This is a genomic window from Streptomyces longisporoflavus, from assembly GCF_014649775.1.
GTDB classification, from domain to species: Bacteria; Actinomycetota; Actinomycetes; order Streptomycetales; family Streptomycetaceae; genus Streptomyces; species Streptomyces longisporoflavus.
The window spans coordinates 91996-105314 of sequence record NZ_BMTR01000025.1 but is presented as its reverse complement, the minus strand read 5'-3'; the positions used below and the strand labels follow the sequence as shown (position 1 = coordinate 105314).

Annotated in this window: 12 protein-coding genes; 8 read left to right on the top strand and 4 right to left on the bottom strand. The window is 70.8% G+C overall.

The annotated features are described in order from the left end of the window. Positions 1–157: 157 nt before the first annotated feature. Positions 158–868, top strand: a complete 711-nt coding sequence (locus tag IE226_RS35430; RefSeq protein WP_190085580.1) for a TetR family transcriptional regulator — start codon at positions 158–160, stop codon at positions 866–868. A gap of 156 nt (positions 869–1024) precedes the next feature. Continuing rightward, entirely contained in the window at positions 1025–1390 is a 366-nt protein-coding gene (locus tag IE226_RS35425; RefSeq protein ID WP_229871741.1) for a Zn-ribbon domain-containing OB-fold protein, read from the top strand. A 22-nt stretch (positions 1391–1412) separates the two neighbouring features. On the opposite strand, the gene IE226_RS35420 is transcribed toward IE226_RS35425, so the two are convergent. Further along, a complete protein-coding gene (locus IE226_RS35420) occupies positions 1413–2948 on the bottom strand; it encodes an AMP-binding protein (protein WP_190085578.1) in 1536 nt (511 codons plus the stop codon). Positions 2949–3186: 238 nt separating this feature from the next. Here IE226_RS35420 and IE226_RS35415 point away from each other — a divergent pair, with 238 nt between their 5' ends. After that, positions 3187–4050 (top strand): GNAT family N-acetyltransferase, encoded by an 864-nt coding sequence (locus IE226_RS35415; RefSeq protein ID WP_190085577.1) that lies wholly within the window; start codon positions 3187–3189, stop codon positions 4048–4050. Positions 4051–4108: 58 nt separating this feature from the next. Here the strand turns inward: IE226_RS35415 and IE226_RS35410 are convergent, their stop codons facing one another. Next, on the bottom strand, positions 4109–6391 hold the full coding sequence (locus IE226_RS35410) for a glycoside hydrolase family 3 N-terminal domain-containing protein (protein WP_190085576.1): 2283 nt from the start codon (positions 6389–6391) through the stop codon (positions 4109–4111). Positions 6392–6570: 179 nt separating this feature from the next. Here IE226_RS35410 and IE226_RS35405 point away from each other — a divergent pair, with 179 nt between their 5' ends. Then, positions 6571–8451, top strand: coding sequence for an ABC transporter ATP-binding protein (locus IE226_RS35405; protein WP_190085575.1), 1881 nt, complete (start codon positions 6571–6573; stop codon positions 8449–8451). A 108-nt stretch (positions 8452–8559) separates the two neighbouring features. On the opposite strand, the gene IE226_RS35400 is transcribed toward IE226_RS35405, so the two are convergent. After that, a complete protein-coding gene (locus IE226_RS35400) occupies positions 8560–10155 on the bottom strand; it encodes an MFS transporter (RefSeq protein ID WP_190085574.1) in 1596 nt (531 codons plus the stop codon). Positions 10156–10381: 226 nt separating this feature from the next. Continuing rightward, complete coding sequence (locus tag IE226_RS35395; protein WP_190085573.1) at positions 10382–10858, bottom strand: MarR family winged helix-turn-helix transcriptional regulator; 477 nt, start codon at positions 10856–10858, stop codon at positions 10382–10384. Positions 10859–11322: 464 nt separating this feature from the next. Between IE226_RS35395 and IE226_RS35390 the strand changes: the two genes are divergently transcribed. The 4 genes from IE226_RS35390 to IE226_RS35375 all read left to right on the top strand — a co-directional run bounded on the left by IE226_RS35390 (position 11323) and on the right by IE226_RS35375 (position 13314). Beyond that, entirely contained in the window at positions 11323–11688 is a 366-nt protein-coding gene (locus tag IE226_RS35390) for a cupin domain-containing protein (protein ID WP_190085572.1), read from the top strand. A 185-nt stretch (positions 11689–11873) separates the two neighbouring features. Then, positions 11874–12311 carry an aspartate 1-decarboxylase gene (gene panD / locus IE226_RS35385; protein ID WP_190085571.1) on the top strand — a complete coding sequence of 146 codons (438 nt, stop codon included), beginning with the start codon at positions 11874–11876 and terminating at the stop codon, positions 12309–12311. Further along, a complete protein-coding gene (locus IE226_RS35380) occupies positions 12311–12661 on the top strand; it encodes a GNAT family N-acetyltransferase (protein ID WP_190085570.1) in 351 nt (116 codons plus the stop codon). The genes panD and IE226_RS35380 overlap by 1 nt, the downstream gene beginning before the upstream one ends. Continuing rightward, on the top strand, positions 12655–13314 hold the full coding sequence (locus IE226_RS35375) for an aspartate/glutamate racemase family protein (protein WP_229871737.1): 660 nt from the start codon (positions 12655–12657) through the stop codon (positions 13312–13314). The genes IE226_RS35380 and IE226_RS35375 overlap by 7 nt, the downstream gene beginning before the upstream one ends. The last annotated feature ends 5 nt before the right edge of the window (positions 13315–13319 follow it).

The following is a 13319-nucleotide window of genomic DNA, read 5'->3' as shown; positions in this document are numbered from 1 at the left end:
CGGTGGCGTCGGGCACGTACTTCACGGTGACAACGATCCTCAAGCTCACGCCGGCTCTCCTACCTGGTGTTGTTCGTCATGACGACGTTATGGCACTCAGTACCCCCTGTAAAGGTACGTAGTGCCAAATTGGTCATCACGATGCTACGTTCCCCGCATGACTGAGGCGCGCGGACCAGCGAAGAAGGCCCCCATGCGGGAGGTGCTCGCCCAGGCGGCGTTCCAGCTGTTCCTGGAGCGGGGCTTCGAGCAGACCACGGTGGACGACATCGTGGCGCGGGCCGGTGTCGGGCGACGCTCCTTCTTCCGGTACTTCCCGTCCAAAGAGGACGCGGTCTTCCCCGACCACGAGAGCTGCCTGGCCGACATGACGGCGTTCCTCGACGCGGCCGACGGCGGCGACCCGGTGGAGGCCGTGTGCGACGCGGCCCGGATCGTGCTGCGCATGTACGCCACGAACCCGGAGTTCTCCGTGCAGCGTTACCGCCTCACGCAGGAGGTGCCCGGTCTGCGTACGTACGAACTCTCCGTGGTGCGCCGCTATGAGCGCACCATGGCCGGCTACCTCCGCGGCCGCTACGCCGATTACGAGGACGGCTCCCTGCGCGCCGAGGTGATCGCCGCCGCCGTGGTGGCCGCGCACAACAACGCCCTGCGTTCCTGGCTGCGTTCGGGCGGCGACGGCGACGCGGAGGCCGCGGTGGACCATGCGCTCGAACTCGTGCGGAACGGCTGGGGGAGCGGGGCGGCGGACGGGGAGGCGGCCGCCGGCGGCGCCGATGACGAGGTCGTCGTCATGGTGGTCTCCAAACGCGCGCCCATGTGGCGCGTGGTCCAGCGCGTGGAGTCGGCCCTGGGCCAGGACTGAGCCTCGCCGGCCCGGAACCCATCGGCCTGAGGCGCAACAGGCAGCACTCAGTACCTTTACCTTCTGGCACTCAGTGCCATATGGTGCGGATGCGTCGACGCCGAGCGCGGCGCATCCGAGCCGAATGCAGGGGGTCGAGACGTGTCCCAGCAAAAATTGAGCGTCGCGCCGACAGAGCACGAGCGAACCGGCCTGACCTACCACCGCTGCCGATGGTGCGGCACCGCGTCCTTCCGGCGCATGCTGTGTCCGGTGTGCGCGTCCAGTGATCTGGTGGCCGAGCACAGCGACGGCGAGGGCGTCGTCGTCCAGTCCAGCGTGGTCAACCGCTACACGGGGACCGCACGCAACGAGTCCCTCGTCCGCTTTCCCGAGGGATTCGTGTTCCGCTGCCGTGTCGTGGGTGCCTCACCGCATCTGGTGTGGGTCGGCGCGCGCGTGCGTCCCGTGGCCGGGTCCGATCCGGAGACCGGTGAGGCCGTCTTCGAGCTCTGCGAGACGGACATGGGCGCCGACTGGTAGTGCCGCTGCCGAGTGCCGCGGATCAGTTCACGCCGCGCTCGCGGCCCTCCCAATAGGGCCCGCGCAGCTTGTACTTCTGGAGTTTCCCGGTGGCCGTGCGGGCCAGCTCGTCGCGGAACTCCACCGAGGTCGGCGCCTTGAAGCCGGCGAGGTGCTCCTTGCAGTGCCGGATGAGCTCGTCCTGCGTGGCGTGCGCGCCGGGGGCGAGGACGACCAGGGCCTTGATGGTCTCGCCCCACTTCTCGTCCGGTATGCCGATGACCGCCACCTCGGCGACCGCGGGGTGGCTGAACAGCACGTCCTCCACCTCGATGGAGGAGACGTTCTCCCCGCCGGTGATGATGACGTCCTTCTTGCGGTCACTGATCGTCAGATGGCCGTCCGCGCCGATGGTCCCGCCGTCGCCCGTGTGGAACCAGCCGCCCTCCAGGGCCTTCGCTGACTCCTCCGGCTGCTCCCAGTACCCCTCCAGGATCACGTTCGAGCGGGCGAGTACCTCGCCCTCGTCCGACGTGCGCAGCGTGACGCCGAGGGCGGGGGCGCCGGCCTGCACCAGCTTCTCCGCGCGCTGCTGCGAGCCGAGGTCGTCCCACTCCGCGCGGGAGCGGTTGATGGTGAGCAGCGGCGAGGTCTCGGTGAGGCCGTAGATCTGGATGAACTCCCAGCCGAGCTCGGATTCGACCTGCTCGACGGTCTTGGTGGGCGGCGGAGCTCCGGCGACGATGATGCGCACCCGGTCCCGGCCGGGGATCTCCCCGTCCCACGACCGCGCCGCGGCGAGCACCGCGTTGACCACGGCGGGCGCCGCGCACATCACCGTGACGCCGTGTTCGGCCACGCGGCGCAGGATCTCCGCGCCGTCCACCTTGCGCAGCACGATGTGGCGCGCGCCCATGCCGGTCATCGCGAACGGCATGCCCCAGCCGTTGGCGTGGAACATCGGCAGGGTGTGCAGATAGACGTCCCGGTCCGTGACCCCGGCGTGCAGCGCGAACGTCAGGGCGTTCACCCAGATGTTGCGGTGCGTGATCTGAACGCCCTTGGGGCGCGCGGTGGTTCCGCTGGTGAAGTTGATGGTGGCGGTGGCGTTCTCGTCGGGCTGCCAGGGCTCGGGCTCGGTGCCGAACCGGTACAGCTCCGCGTCCGCCCCGGGCCCGAGCGTGTAGCGGTGCTTGCAGGTCACCCCGGAGAGGCGGTCCTCCAGTTCGGGGTCGACCAGCAGGACGCTCGCCCCCGACTGGCCGACGATGTAGTTCACCTCTTCCGCCGAGAGCCGGAAGTTGACCGGCACGAGGACCCGGCCGTGGCCGCTCACACCGAAGAACGACGTGAGCAGCCGTGCGCTGTTGGGCGAGACGACCGCGACCCGGGCGCCGTGCGGCACCCCGAGCGCGTCGAGACCGGCGGCCTGCGCCCGCGCCAGCTCCCCCACGCGCCGGTAGGTGAGCCCTTCCCAGGGCTCGGCCGGCTGATCGGGCTCGTCGACGATGCCGACCCGGTCCCCGTACACCGTCGTGGCGCGGTCGAGAAAATCAAGGGCCCCGAACGGGACGAACATCCTGGCCTCCCGAAGCTCAGTTGACGTACGTCGCCTATCCGACCACGCCCCGCGGGAAACCGGGCACCCGTCGCACCACCGGAACGGATAGCGGGGCGGGGAGCCGGGAAGGATGGTTTCGGTGCGGCACGCGAGCGCGGGCCGCACCGGGGACGGTCCCTCTCCGACGTGAGGGACCGTCCCTTTCCGGAGCGAGGGGACGGTCCCCTCCGGCACAGGCAGTACGAAGGGTGCACAGATGAAGGATTCGGCCCCCGGGCGGCTCACCGTCACACGGGCGACGCTCGACGACTGGCAGGTCGTCGGCGGATGGGCGGCGGACGAGGGCTGGAATCCGGGCCTGCGCGACAGCGTGTCCTTCTTCGCGCAGGACCCGGAAGGGTTCTTCATCGGCCGCGTCGACGGCGAGCCGGTCTCCTCGATCTCGGTCGTGAACTACGACGAGTTGTACGCCTTCCTCGGCTTCTATCTCGTCCGTCCCGACATGCGGGGCCGCGGCTACGGCCTCACGACCTGGCAGACGGCCCTCGCCCACGCCGGGAAACGCACCGTCGGCCTCGACGGCGTGGTGGCCCAGCAGGACAACTACCGCCGCTCGGGCTTCGAACTCGCCCACCGCACCGTCCGGTACGCGGGCTCCGTGCCCGTGCCGCCGGGCGCCGCGAGGTCCCCGTACGTCCTTCCGGTCGAGGCCGCGGGCCTGCGGGCGATCACCGCGTATGACGCCGCGAGCTGTCCGGCCGACCGTCCGCGCTTCCTGGAGTCCTGGCTGACCACTCCCGGACACCGCGCGCTCGCCCGCATCGTCGACGGTCGCGTCACCGGGTACGGCGTGCTCCGCCCGGCACACGGCGCGCAGCGCATCGGGCCCCTGTTCGCCGATACGCGCGCCGATGCCGAGGAGCTCTTCGACGCCCTCACGGCGGAGGCGCACGGCGAGACCATCCTCATCGACGTCCCCGAGACCCAGCCGCATGGCGTCGCCATGGCCGAGGTGCGCGGCATGAAGCCGACGTTCGAGACCGCCCGGATGTACACGGGGCCGGTGCGGGAGATGGCGGGGGAGCGGGTCTTCGGCGTGACCACGCTGGAACTGGGCTGAGGGGCAAGCTGAGGGGCAAAGGACCGGGCCCGATGGGGCCCGGCCCGCGCGGCAGTCCCTACGTGATCGTCAGCCGCCTCTTCGTCCCGGCCTCGGAGCTGTTGCCGACGTAGATGTCCACCGCCCCTTCCTCGACACGGAACTCCCCGCTCTCCGCGTTCGTCCAGAACCCGAAGTCCTCGGCGCCGAGCCGGAAGCGGACGGTCTTCGACCTGCCGGGCTCCAGCGTCACCCGGCGGAACCCGCGCAGCTTGCGCACCGGCTGGGCGATGCTCGCCGCGATGTCGTGGACGTACAGCTGGACGACCTCGTCGCCGGCGCGCCTGCCGGTGTTGCGGACGGAGACCGAGACCTCCAGGGTGTCGCCCTTGCGCAGCGCACGCGCCGACACGCTCTCGCGGCTGAGCTTCGGTTCGCCGATCTCGAAGTCCGTGTACGAGAGCCCGTGGCCGAAGGCGAATTGCGGGTCCGGGGGCAGGTCGAGGTACTTGGACGTGTACTTGTTGTCCGCGCTGTACGGACGGCCCGTCGACTCGTGGTTGTAGTGGCAGGGGATCTGGCCGACCGTCCGCGGGAACGAGACGGGCAGCTTGCCGCCGGGATTGACCTTGCCGAAGAGCACGTCGGCGATCGCGTTGCCCGCTTCGAGGCCGGGGTGCCAGGCCTCGAGGACTGCGGGCGCCGACTTCAGCCAGCTTCCGACGGTCAGCGGGCGCCCGTTGACCAGGACCACCACGAAGGGCCTGCCCGTCGCGGCGATCGCCTCGATCAGCTTCTCCTGCCCGCCGGGCAGGCTGATGTCGCTGCGCGCGGCGGCCTCGCCGCTCATCGCCGGGGGCTCGCCGACCACGACGACGGTGACGTCCGCTTTCTTGGCGGCGGCGACCGCCGCCGGGATGCCGCCGGTGTCGGTGCCTTCGGCGTTCACGCCCTTCGCGTACGTCACCTTCGCGTGCGGGGCGGCGGCTTTCACCGCGGCGAGGACCTTGCCCGAGGGGAACTTCTTCGCCGCGCCGGGGAACGTCCATGTGCCGAGGAGATCGTCGGAGTCGCCGAACGGGCCGACGACCGCGATCGACCGCGCCGACTTCTCGATCGGAAGCGCCTTGCCGTCGTTCTTCAGGAGCACCATCGAGCGGGCGGCGGTCTCGCGGGCGGCTTTGCGGGCTTCGGCGGACGGCTTGTCGATGGCGTCGTCCTCGTCGACGTAGGGATGCTCGAAGAGCCCGAGCGCGTACTTCAGGCGCAGGACGCGTGCGACCGCCTGGTCCAGGCGCCGCTCGCTGATCCTGCCGCCGTTCAGGAGCTTCTTGCCGTGTTTGGCGAGGTCCGTGCTCGCCATCTCCATGTCGACGCCGGCGTTCAGCGCGAGGCGGGCCGCGTCGGCGCCGTCCTCGGCGAAGCCGTGCGCGATCAGTTCGTCGACGCCGTTCCAGTCGCTGACGACGAAGCCCTCGAAACCCCACTCCTTGTACAGGATGTCGGTGAGGGTGTGGGAGTTGCCGTGGGCGGGGACGCCGCTGATGGTGTTGAAGGAGGCCATCACCGTGGCCACGCCAGCGTCCAACGCGGCCTTGAACGGCGGCAGATAGTGGTTGCGAAGGCGCGACTCCGAGACGTCGACCGTGTTGTAGTCCCGGCCGCCCTCGGCTCCGCCGTAGGCGACGAAGTGCTTGGCGCAGGCGGCGATGTGGTCCTTGGAGTCCAGGCCCGAACCGTCCTCGCCCTGATAGCCCTCCACCTTGGCCACGGCGAACGCCGTCGTGAGGTAGGGGTCCTCGCCGCAGCCCTCGGCGACGCGGCCCCAGCGCGGCTCGTGCGTCACGTCCATCATCGGCGAGAACGTCCAGTGCACGCCGTTCGTGCGTGACTCCTTCGCCGAGACCTCGGCGTCCCGCCTGGTCACTTCCGGATCGAAGCTGGCGGCCTGGGCGAGAGGGATCGGGAACGTCGTCCACAGACCATGGATGACATCGAGCCCGAAGATCAGCGGAATGCCGAGCCGGGACTCCTCGACCGCGATGCGCTGCAGGGCGTTGCTGCTCTTCGCGCCGAAGATGTTCAGGACGGAACCGAGCCGTCCGGCGCGCGCCGCGTCCTCCACGTCCTTGGTCTCGCTGCCGCCGGGGCCGGTGCTGACGGCCCACGGGAGTTGCTGGAGTTGCCCCAGCTTCTCTTCGACAGTCATACGGTCGAGCAGCTTCTTGATGTTCGGGTCAACGGGGCTCGGGCGCTGTGGCGCGGCCCGTGCGATTCCGGCGCCCGCCGCGGTCAGGCTGCCTCCGGCGACGGCGGTGCCGCCGATCGCGGACAGCAGAGTACGCCTTCGTAGCTCTCGCATGTGTTCGCCTTCTCGCGTCAGGAAGTCGACAACCCCTGTGTTGCCCACAAGAGTTGAAGTGAAAGTACGTTCCTGATACATGCGGGTCAAGGGATGAGGCAGGGACGCGCGAGGCACTTGCTCCCTGTTCCACTCGCGAGGGTTGACCTCAAGGAAACTTGAGGTTTTACGTTCTTCTCATGAGCATGGAAACGACAGCCTGGAGCCAGCTGCAAAGCGTCATGAACGCCGAGCAGGACCGCCGTCCCTTCGCCCGAGCCACCTTGCGCCGTATCGGCGCCTTCGCCCGGCCGCACAGCCGCCGTATCGTCTACTTCGTGCTCCTGAGCATCGTCACCGCGTTGCTCGCCGTGGCGACCCCGGTCCTCGCCGGCAGCGTCGTGGACACGATCGTCTCGGACGGCGAGACCTCACTCGTCGTCCGCTACGCCCTGCTCATCGCCGCCATCGCCGTCGCCGAGGCCGGATTCGGGCTGCTCGGCCGCTGGCTTTCGGCGAACCTGGGGGAGGGCCTCATCCTCGATCTGCGCACCGCCGTCTTCGACCACGTACAGCGCATGCCCGTCGCCTTCTTCACCCGCACCCGCACCGGCGCCCTGGTCAGCCGCCTCAACAACGACGTGATCGGCGCCCAGCGGGCGTTCAGCAACACGCTCTCCGGTGTCGTCGGCAACGTGGTCACGCTGATCGCGGCCCTGGCCGTGATGGTGAAGCTCTCCTGGCAGATCACGCTCCTCGCCTTGATCCTCCTGCCCGTCTTCATCGTGCCCGCCCGCCGCATGGGCGCCCGGATGGCCAGACTCCAGCGCGAGGCCGCGCACCACAACGCGGCGATGGGCACCCGTATGACCGAGCGCTTCTCCGCGCCGGGCGCCACCCTCATCAAGCTCTTCGGGCGCCCCGGCGCAGAGTCGGAGGAATTCGCCGCGCGAGCCCGCCGGGTACGGGACATCGGTGTCCGTACGGCCATGGCGCAGTCCACGTTCATCACCGCGCTCACGCTCGTCTCGGCCCTCGCCCTGGCCCTCGTCTACGGCCTCGGCGGCTACTTCGCGCTCGACGGCACCCTGGAAGCGGGCGCGATCGTGTCCCTCGCCCTGCTTCTGACCCGCCTCTACGCACCGCTGACCTCCCTGGCGGGCGCGCGGGTCGAGGTCATGAGCGCGCTCGTCAGCTTCGAGCGGGTCTTCGAGGTCCTCGACCTGAAGCCGCTGATCGACGAGAAGCCGGACGCCCGCGAGGTCCCGCCGGGCCCGGTCGCGGTGGAGTTCGACGACGTGCGCTTCGGCTACCCGTCCGCCGACAAGGTCTCCCTGGCCTCACTCGAAGAGGTCGCGTCCCTCGACAACCGCGGCGGCGACGAAGTCCTGCACGGTCTCTCCTTCCGCGCCGAGCCCGGCCAGACCGTGGCACTCGTGGGCTCCTCCGGAGCGGGCAAATCGACGATCGCCCAACTGCTTCCCCGCCTGTACGACGCGGACGGCGGAACCGTACGCATCGGCGGCGTCGACGTCCGCGACCTCTCGGCGGCGTCCATGCGGCAGACCCTCGGCATGGTCACCCAGGACGGCCACCTCTTCCACGAGTCGGTCCGTGCCAATCTGCTGCTCGCCCGCCCCGAGGCCACCGAGGACGACCTGTGGGACGTCCTGCGCAGGGCCCGCCTCGAAAACCTCGTGCGCTCCCTGCCGGACGGCCTGGACACGGTGGTCGGCGAGCGCGGCTACCGCCTCTCCGGCGGTGAGCGCCAGCGGATGACCATCGCCAGGCTCCTGCTCGCCCGGCAGCGCGTCGTCATCCTCGACGAGGCCACGGCGCACCTCGACAACACCTCGGAGGCGGCGGTGCAGGAAGCCCTCGCCGAGGCCCTCGAAGGGCGCACCGCGATCGTCATCGCACACCGGCTCTCGACGGTGCGCTCCGCCGACCAGATCCTCGTCGTCGAGGCCGGGCGGATCGTGGAGCGCGGCACGCACGAGGAACTGCTCGCGGTGGGCGGCCGGTACGCGGAGCTCTACCGCACGCAGTTCGCCGACAAGACGATGCGGGTGGCGGCGTAGAGAACCGGCGGCGCAAGGGAACTTGCGACGCAGACAACGCAGACAACGCAGAACGCGCCGGACCGGCCGGGATCTCCCGGCCGGTCCGGCGCGTTCTGCGCGCGCTTCCTAGTGCCGCGCGGCCGAGGTGCGCCGCAGGCCGGCCGCCGCACCGGCGGCGCCCAGCAGGCACAGCACGCCCGTCACGGTCACGGCCGTGTGCACGCCGTTCATGAACGCCTGGCCGCTGCCGTCCACGACCGCCGCCTTCACCTGCGCGGACATGTCGGGCGACACCGGGGCCGCGCCCATCGCCACCGCGTCCTCGGCCTCCTGGAGCCCGGCCGCCACGGGCGCGGGAACGCCCGCGCCCGTCAGCTCGCCGGTCAGCGTGGAGCCGACCCGGCTGCTGATGAGCGAGACGAGGACGGAGGTGCCGAGCGCGCCGCCGATCTGCAGCGAGGTGGCCTGCAACCCGCCGGCCACGCCCGCGTCCTGGACGGGAGCCTGGCCCACGATGGCATCGGAGGACGCGGACAGGACCATGCCGACGCCCAGGCCGAGCGCGACGAAGGGCGGCCACATCGTGGCGTACGAGGAATCGGTGTCCCAGGTGAGCATGCCGAAGGCGGCACCGGCCTGGAGCAGCATGCCGAGCGGCATCGTAAGACGCGGCCCGAAGCGTGTGGTGAGCGCCGCGCCCAGCGGGGATGCCACCAGGGAGGCGAGGCTGAGCGGCAGGGTCCGCACACCGGCCTCGACCGGCGAGAAGCCGCGCACGTTCTGCAGGTACAGCATCACGAAGAAGATCACGCCGAGCATGACGAAGAAGTTCAGGGCGGTGATGACCGTGCCGGTGGTCAGCGCCCGGCTGCGGAAGAGCCGCATCGGAAGGAGCGGATGCGACACGCGGGTCTCGTACCACCCGAAGACGCCGAGGAGCAGCACACCGATGCCGACGGCTCCCAGGGTGCCTGCCGAGGCCCAGCCCCATGTCTCGCCCTTGACCACGCCGAAGACGACGCACAGCAGCGCGACGGCGAGCAGGACGACACCGAGGACGTCGAACGGCTGCGGCTCCCCGGCGTTCTTGCTCCTGCTCTGCGGCAGCACGGCGGCGCTGACCACCACGGCGATCAGACCGATGGGGGCGTTGATGTAGAAGACGGACTCCCAGGAGACGTTCTCCAGGAGCAGTCCGCCCACGATCGGCCCGAGCGCGGTCGACACCGCCGAGACCATGGCCCAAATACCCACGGCCATACCGAACTTGCGGGGAGGGAACGCGGTGCGCAGCAGGCCCAGGGTGTTGGGCATCAGGAGGCCGCCGAAGAAGCCCTGCACGGCCCGGAAGGCGATGACGCCCTCGACCGAGCCCGAAAGGCCGATGGCGACCGAGGCGAGCGTGAACCCGACGACGCCGACGAGGTAGAACGCGCGCCGCCCGAAACGGTCGCCGAGCTTGCCGCCCAGGATGAGCGAGGCCGCGAGCGCGAGCAGGTAGGCGTTGGTGACCCATTGCAGGTCAGCGGTGGACGCCTGCAGGGCGCGGCCGATCTCCGGGTTGGCGATGGCGACGACGGAGGCGTCGAGCTGGACCATGAAGAGCCCGAAGGCGACGGCGATCAGCGTCAGCCAGGGGTTGGCGCGCCTGCCGGTGGGCGCGGGCGCCTGAGGCGGGGTGTGTGCGGGCAGGGGAGAGGGATCCACGGTGGTGGACGGCATGAAGGTGCCTTGTCTGTCTGGGAGTTACGGAGAGGGTTCGGGAGTTACGGGGCATGCGCGCGGACGGCGTCGGGGAAGCGCCGTGCCCCGGCCGGCGCGTTGGACCGCGGCCGGAGCGCCGGGGAAGTCGACCGCGACGGCCGGGCCCGGAGCGCGCCGGGAGAGTTGACCGCGACGGCCGGGCCGGGACCCGGAGCTTCCCCGTGGCGGGGAGGCGGCGGGTCTATTACGCCGAAGGCGCGGCGTGCAGCTGCCGCGTCAGCGAGGCGAGCGCACCCACGGCCGAGCCCAGGGCGTCGCGCTCGCCCTGCGTGAGGAACTGCAGGGCCCGCGCGAGGTGTTCGCCCTCGAGGCGCCGGACCTCGGCCAGCTCCCGCTGGGCGCGGGGGGTCAGGTGCAGATGCGCGATCCGCTTGTCGTCCGCGTCCTGCCGCCGTTCGAGCAGGCCCTGCTCGGTGAGCTGCGAGACCAGGGCGCTGACGTTGTTGGGCCGCATCAGCAGCGCGTCGGCGGCCTCACGGACGGTGGCGCCTTCCTCCTGGGCCACCAGGCGCAGCAGTGCGAGCTGCGCCTCGGGGGGCTTGGGGTGCGGAAAGTCCCGGCCGACGTGCCGGTCGAGGGCACGGTTCAGCGCGGGCAGGCTCGCCGCGAGGGCCGAGGCCACACGGTCGAGGTCCTGGGCGGACGCGCTGGAATCGGGCATGACGCGAGAGTACCTCTCCACACATAGGTATGTCCAAAGACATTAATTGCGCGGAGACGTACATCTGAAAAAGCGATGGAGATACGCGGCGCCGCCGACCACGCCGTCTCCACCGCCGCACGGTGCAGGTCCACCGGGCGTTCGCGGCGTCGCTGCTGGGCTAGCTCCTCGTCGAACTGCGGGGCCATCGACGACGAGCCCGGCGAACCTGACCCAGCCATTCCGGCTCGGCCTGCGCCGCATGCCTGCCCAACTGGCCGCGGCAATCGACGCGTTGCTCGTCTCACGACCCCGAACGCCGGCTCGGGCGGGCCCTGGCGCCGGCGGAAGCCCGGGTGGCGCCCCCGGGCGGCCGGGCAGACGATGGAAGGAAGGGGTCGGCCGGTGATGGCGTCGACCGCGGACGGAGCGACGACGGCAACTGTCTCCGGGACTGCTGGCCCGGACAGAAGGAGGACGTCGTCATGATCGAGGTCAAGACGGTCGAGAAGCCGGACGAGCGGCGCGATTTCCCCAAGGGACACCTCGAAGCCGTCCACCTGACGGGGCTGGACTTCGCCGTGGGCACCTTCGAGCCCGGCTGGCGCTGGTCGGAGTGCGTGGCCCCGCTCGCGGGGACCGAGAGCTGCGAGATCCACCACAACGGCTATGTCGTCAAGGGGCGGATGGGCGTGCGCATGGACGACGGAGGCGAGGCCGAAGTCGGGCCGGGCGACGTCTTCGTGCTCCCGCCGGGACACGACGCCTGGGTCGTGGGCGAGGAGCAGGTCGTGCTGTACGACTTCGCGGGAGGCATGGCCCAGGAGTACGCGAGGGCGGCGGACGGATAGCCCGGTCCGCCGGTGGGCCCGCGGAACGAGTCGGGGCCGGGCCGGAGATCCCTGCCCCGCCCCGGCGTTTGATGTCCGATGTTCGATGTTCGGCAAAGCCTTCGGGTCGAAGGCGCGCCGATGTACATTGAAGAACGCCCTTGACCTGCACAAAGCAGGCAGGGAGCCATCTTCCGGGAGTCCACATGCTGCGCACCATGTTCAAGTCCAAGATCCACCGCGCCACGGTGACCCAGGCCGACCTGCACTACGTCGGCTCCGTCACCATCGACGCCGATCTTCTCGACGCCGCCGACCTGCTGCCCGGCGAGCTCGTGCACATCGTCGACATCACCAACGGCGCCCGCCTGGAGACGTACACCATCGAGGGCGAACGCGGCAGCGGCGTGATCGGCATCAACGGCGCCGCGGCACACCTCGTGCACCCCGGCGACAAGGTGATCATCATCAGCTATGCCCAGGTCGACGACGCCGAGGCCCGCGCCTTGCGACCCAAGGTCGTGCACGTCGAGGGCGAGAACAACCGCATCGTGGCCCTCGGTGCCGACGCGGCCGCGCCGGTGCCGGGTGCCGAAGACATGGCGCGCAGCCCGCAGGCCGCGCCCGCCCTCCAGGAGAGCTGATGAGCAGCAGTGGGACGGAGATCCGCGACGACCGGGCGCGCGGCGTTCTGGAGGCGTATGCGGGCGGCGAAGTAGCGGGGAAGATCGTTTACTTCACGCTCGACGCCCCCGAGACCGCCCTGGTGCCGGTGCACACCGAGGTGGAGCCCGCGCACGAGGGCGAGGGCATCGCGGGGTCGCTGGCCAGGGAGCTGTACGCGATGGCGGCCAGGGAAGGCATCGCCGTCGCGCCCCTGTGCCCGTACGTCGTGAAGTGGGCCGAGCGGCATCCCGACGAGGCACCCGCCGCCTCGGCCGGGCTGGCCGCTGCCGCCAGGGACAAGCAGAGGTCGGAGCCGACCACGTGGTGAGGCGGGCGCTGGCTCTCCTGCACACCTCGTCCGTGCACGTTCCCGTCTTCGAGGCGCTGCGCGACCAGGACCATCCGGGGTTCGCCCTGCGCCATCTCGTCCACGAGGACCTGCTCGCGCGGGCCCGCGCGAAGGGCCCGGACACGGTGGCCGACGACATCGAGGAGCTGCTGGTGCGGACCGTCGCCGAGGGGGCGAGCGTCGTGCTCTGCACCTGCTCGACGATCGGCGCCGTCACCGAGGCCCGCGCCGCCGCCGTCGGCGTGCCCCTTGTGCGGGTCGACCGGCCCATGGCCGCCGCGGCCGTGGCCGCGGGGCGGTCCGTGGCCGTCGTCGCCACCCTGGAGAGCACCCTGGCGCCCACCCGCGCCCTCGTCGAGGAGGAGGCCGCCCGCGCCGGGCGGCCCGTCGAGGTCACGACGGTCCTGGTGGAAGGCGCCTGGGAGCGCTTCGAGGCCGGTGACGGGGAAGGCCACGTACGCCTGATCGCGGAGGCCGTCGATGCCCTGGAGGGCGTCGACTCCGTCGTCCTGGCCCAGGCGTCCATGGCGGAGGCGGCGGACCGCGCCACCCTGCCCGTGCCGGTCCTCTCCAGCCCGCGCCCCGGCCTGAGCGCGGCTGTTCTCCGGTGCGGTGAGGGCTTCAAGTCGTAGGCTGC

Bases quoted from the DNA above. Each gene is read 5' to 3' on its own strand.
- IE226_RS35395 (WP_190085573.1), bottom strand. From the start codon at position 10,858: ATGCCCGATTCCAGCGCGTCCGCCCAGGACCTCGACCGTGTGGCCTCG.
- IE226_RS35400 (WP_190085574.1), bottom strand. From the start codon at position 10,155: ATGCCGTCCACCACCGTGGATCCCTCTCCCCTGCCCGCACACACCCCG.
- IE226_RS35420 (WP_190085578.1), bottom strand. From the start codon at position 2,948: ATGTTCGTCCCGTTCGGGGCCCTTGATTTTCTCGACCGCGCCACGACG.
- IE226_RS35430 (WP_190085580.1), top strand. From the start codon at position 158: ATGACTGAGGCGCGCGGACCAGCGAAGAAGGCCCCCATGCGGGAGGTG.
- IE226_RS35410 (WP_190085576.1), bottom strand. From the start codon at position 6,391: ATGCGAGAGCTACGAAGGCGTACTCTGCTGTCCGCGATCGGCGGCACC.
- IE226_RS35405 (WP_190085575.1), top strand. From the start codon at position 6,571: ATGAGCATGGAAACGACAGCCTGGAGCCAGCTGCAAAGCGTCATGAAC.
- panD (WP_190085571.1), top strand. From the start codon at position 11,874: ATGCTGCGCACCATGTTCAAGTCCAAGATCCACCGCGCCACGGTGACC.
- IE226_RS35380 (WP_190085570.1), top strand. From the start codon at position 12,311: ATGAGCAGCAGTGGGACGGAGATCCGCGACGACCGGGCGCGCGGCGTT.
- IE226_RS35415 (WP_190085577.1), top strand. From the start codon at position 3,187: ATGAAGGATTCGGCCCCCGGGCGGCTCACCGTCACACGGGCGACGCTC.
- IE226_RS35390 (WP_190085572.1), top strand. From the start codon at position 11,323: ATGATCGAGGTCAAGACGGTCGAGAAGCCGGACGAGCGGCGCGATTTC.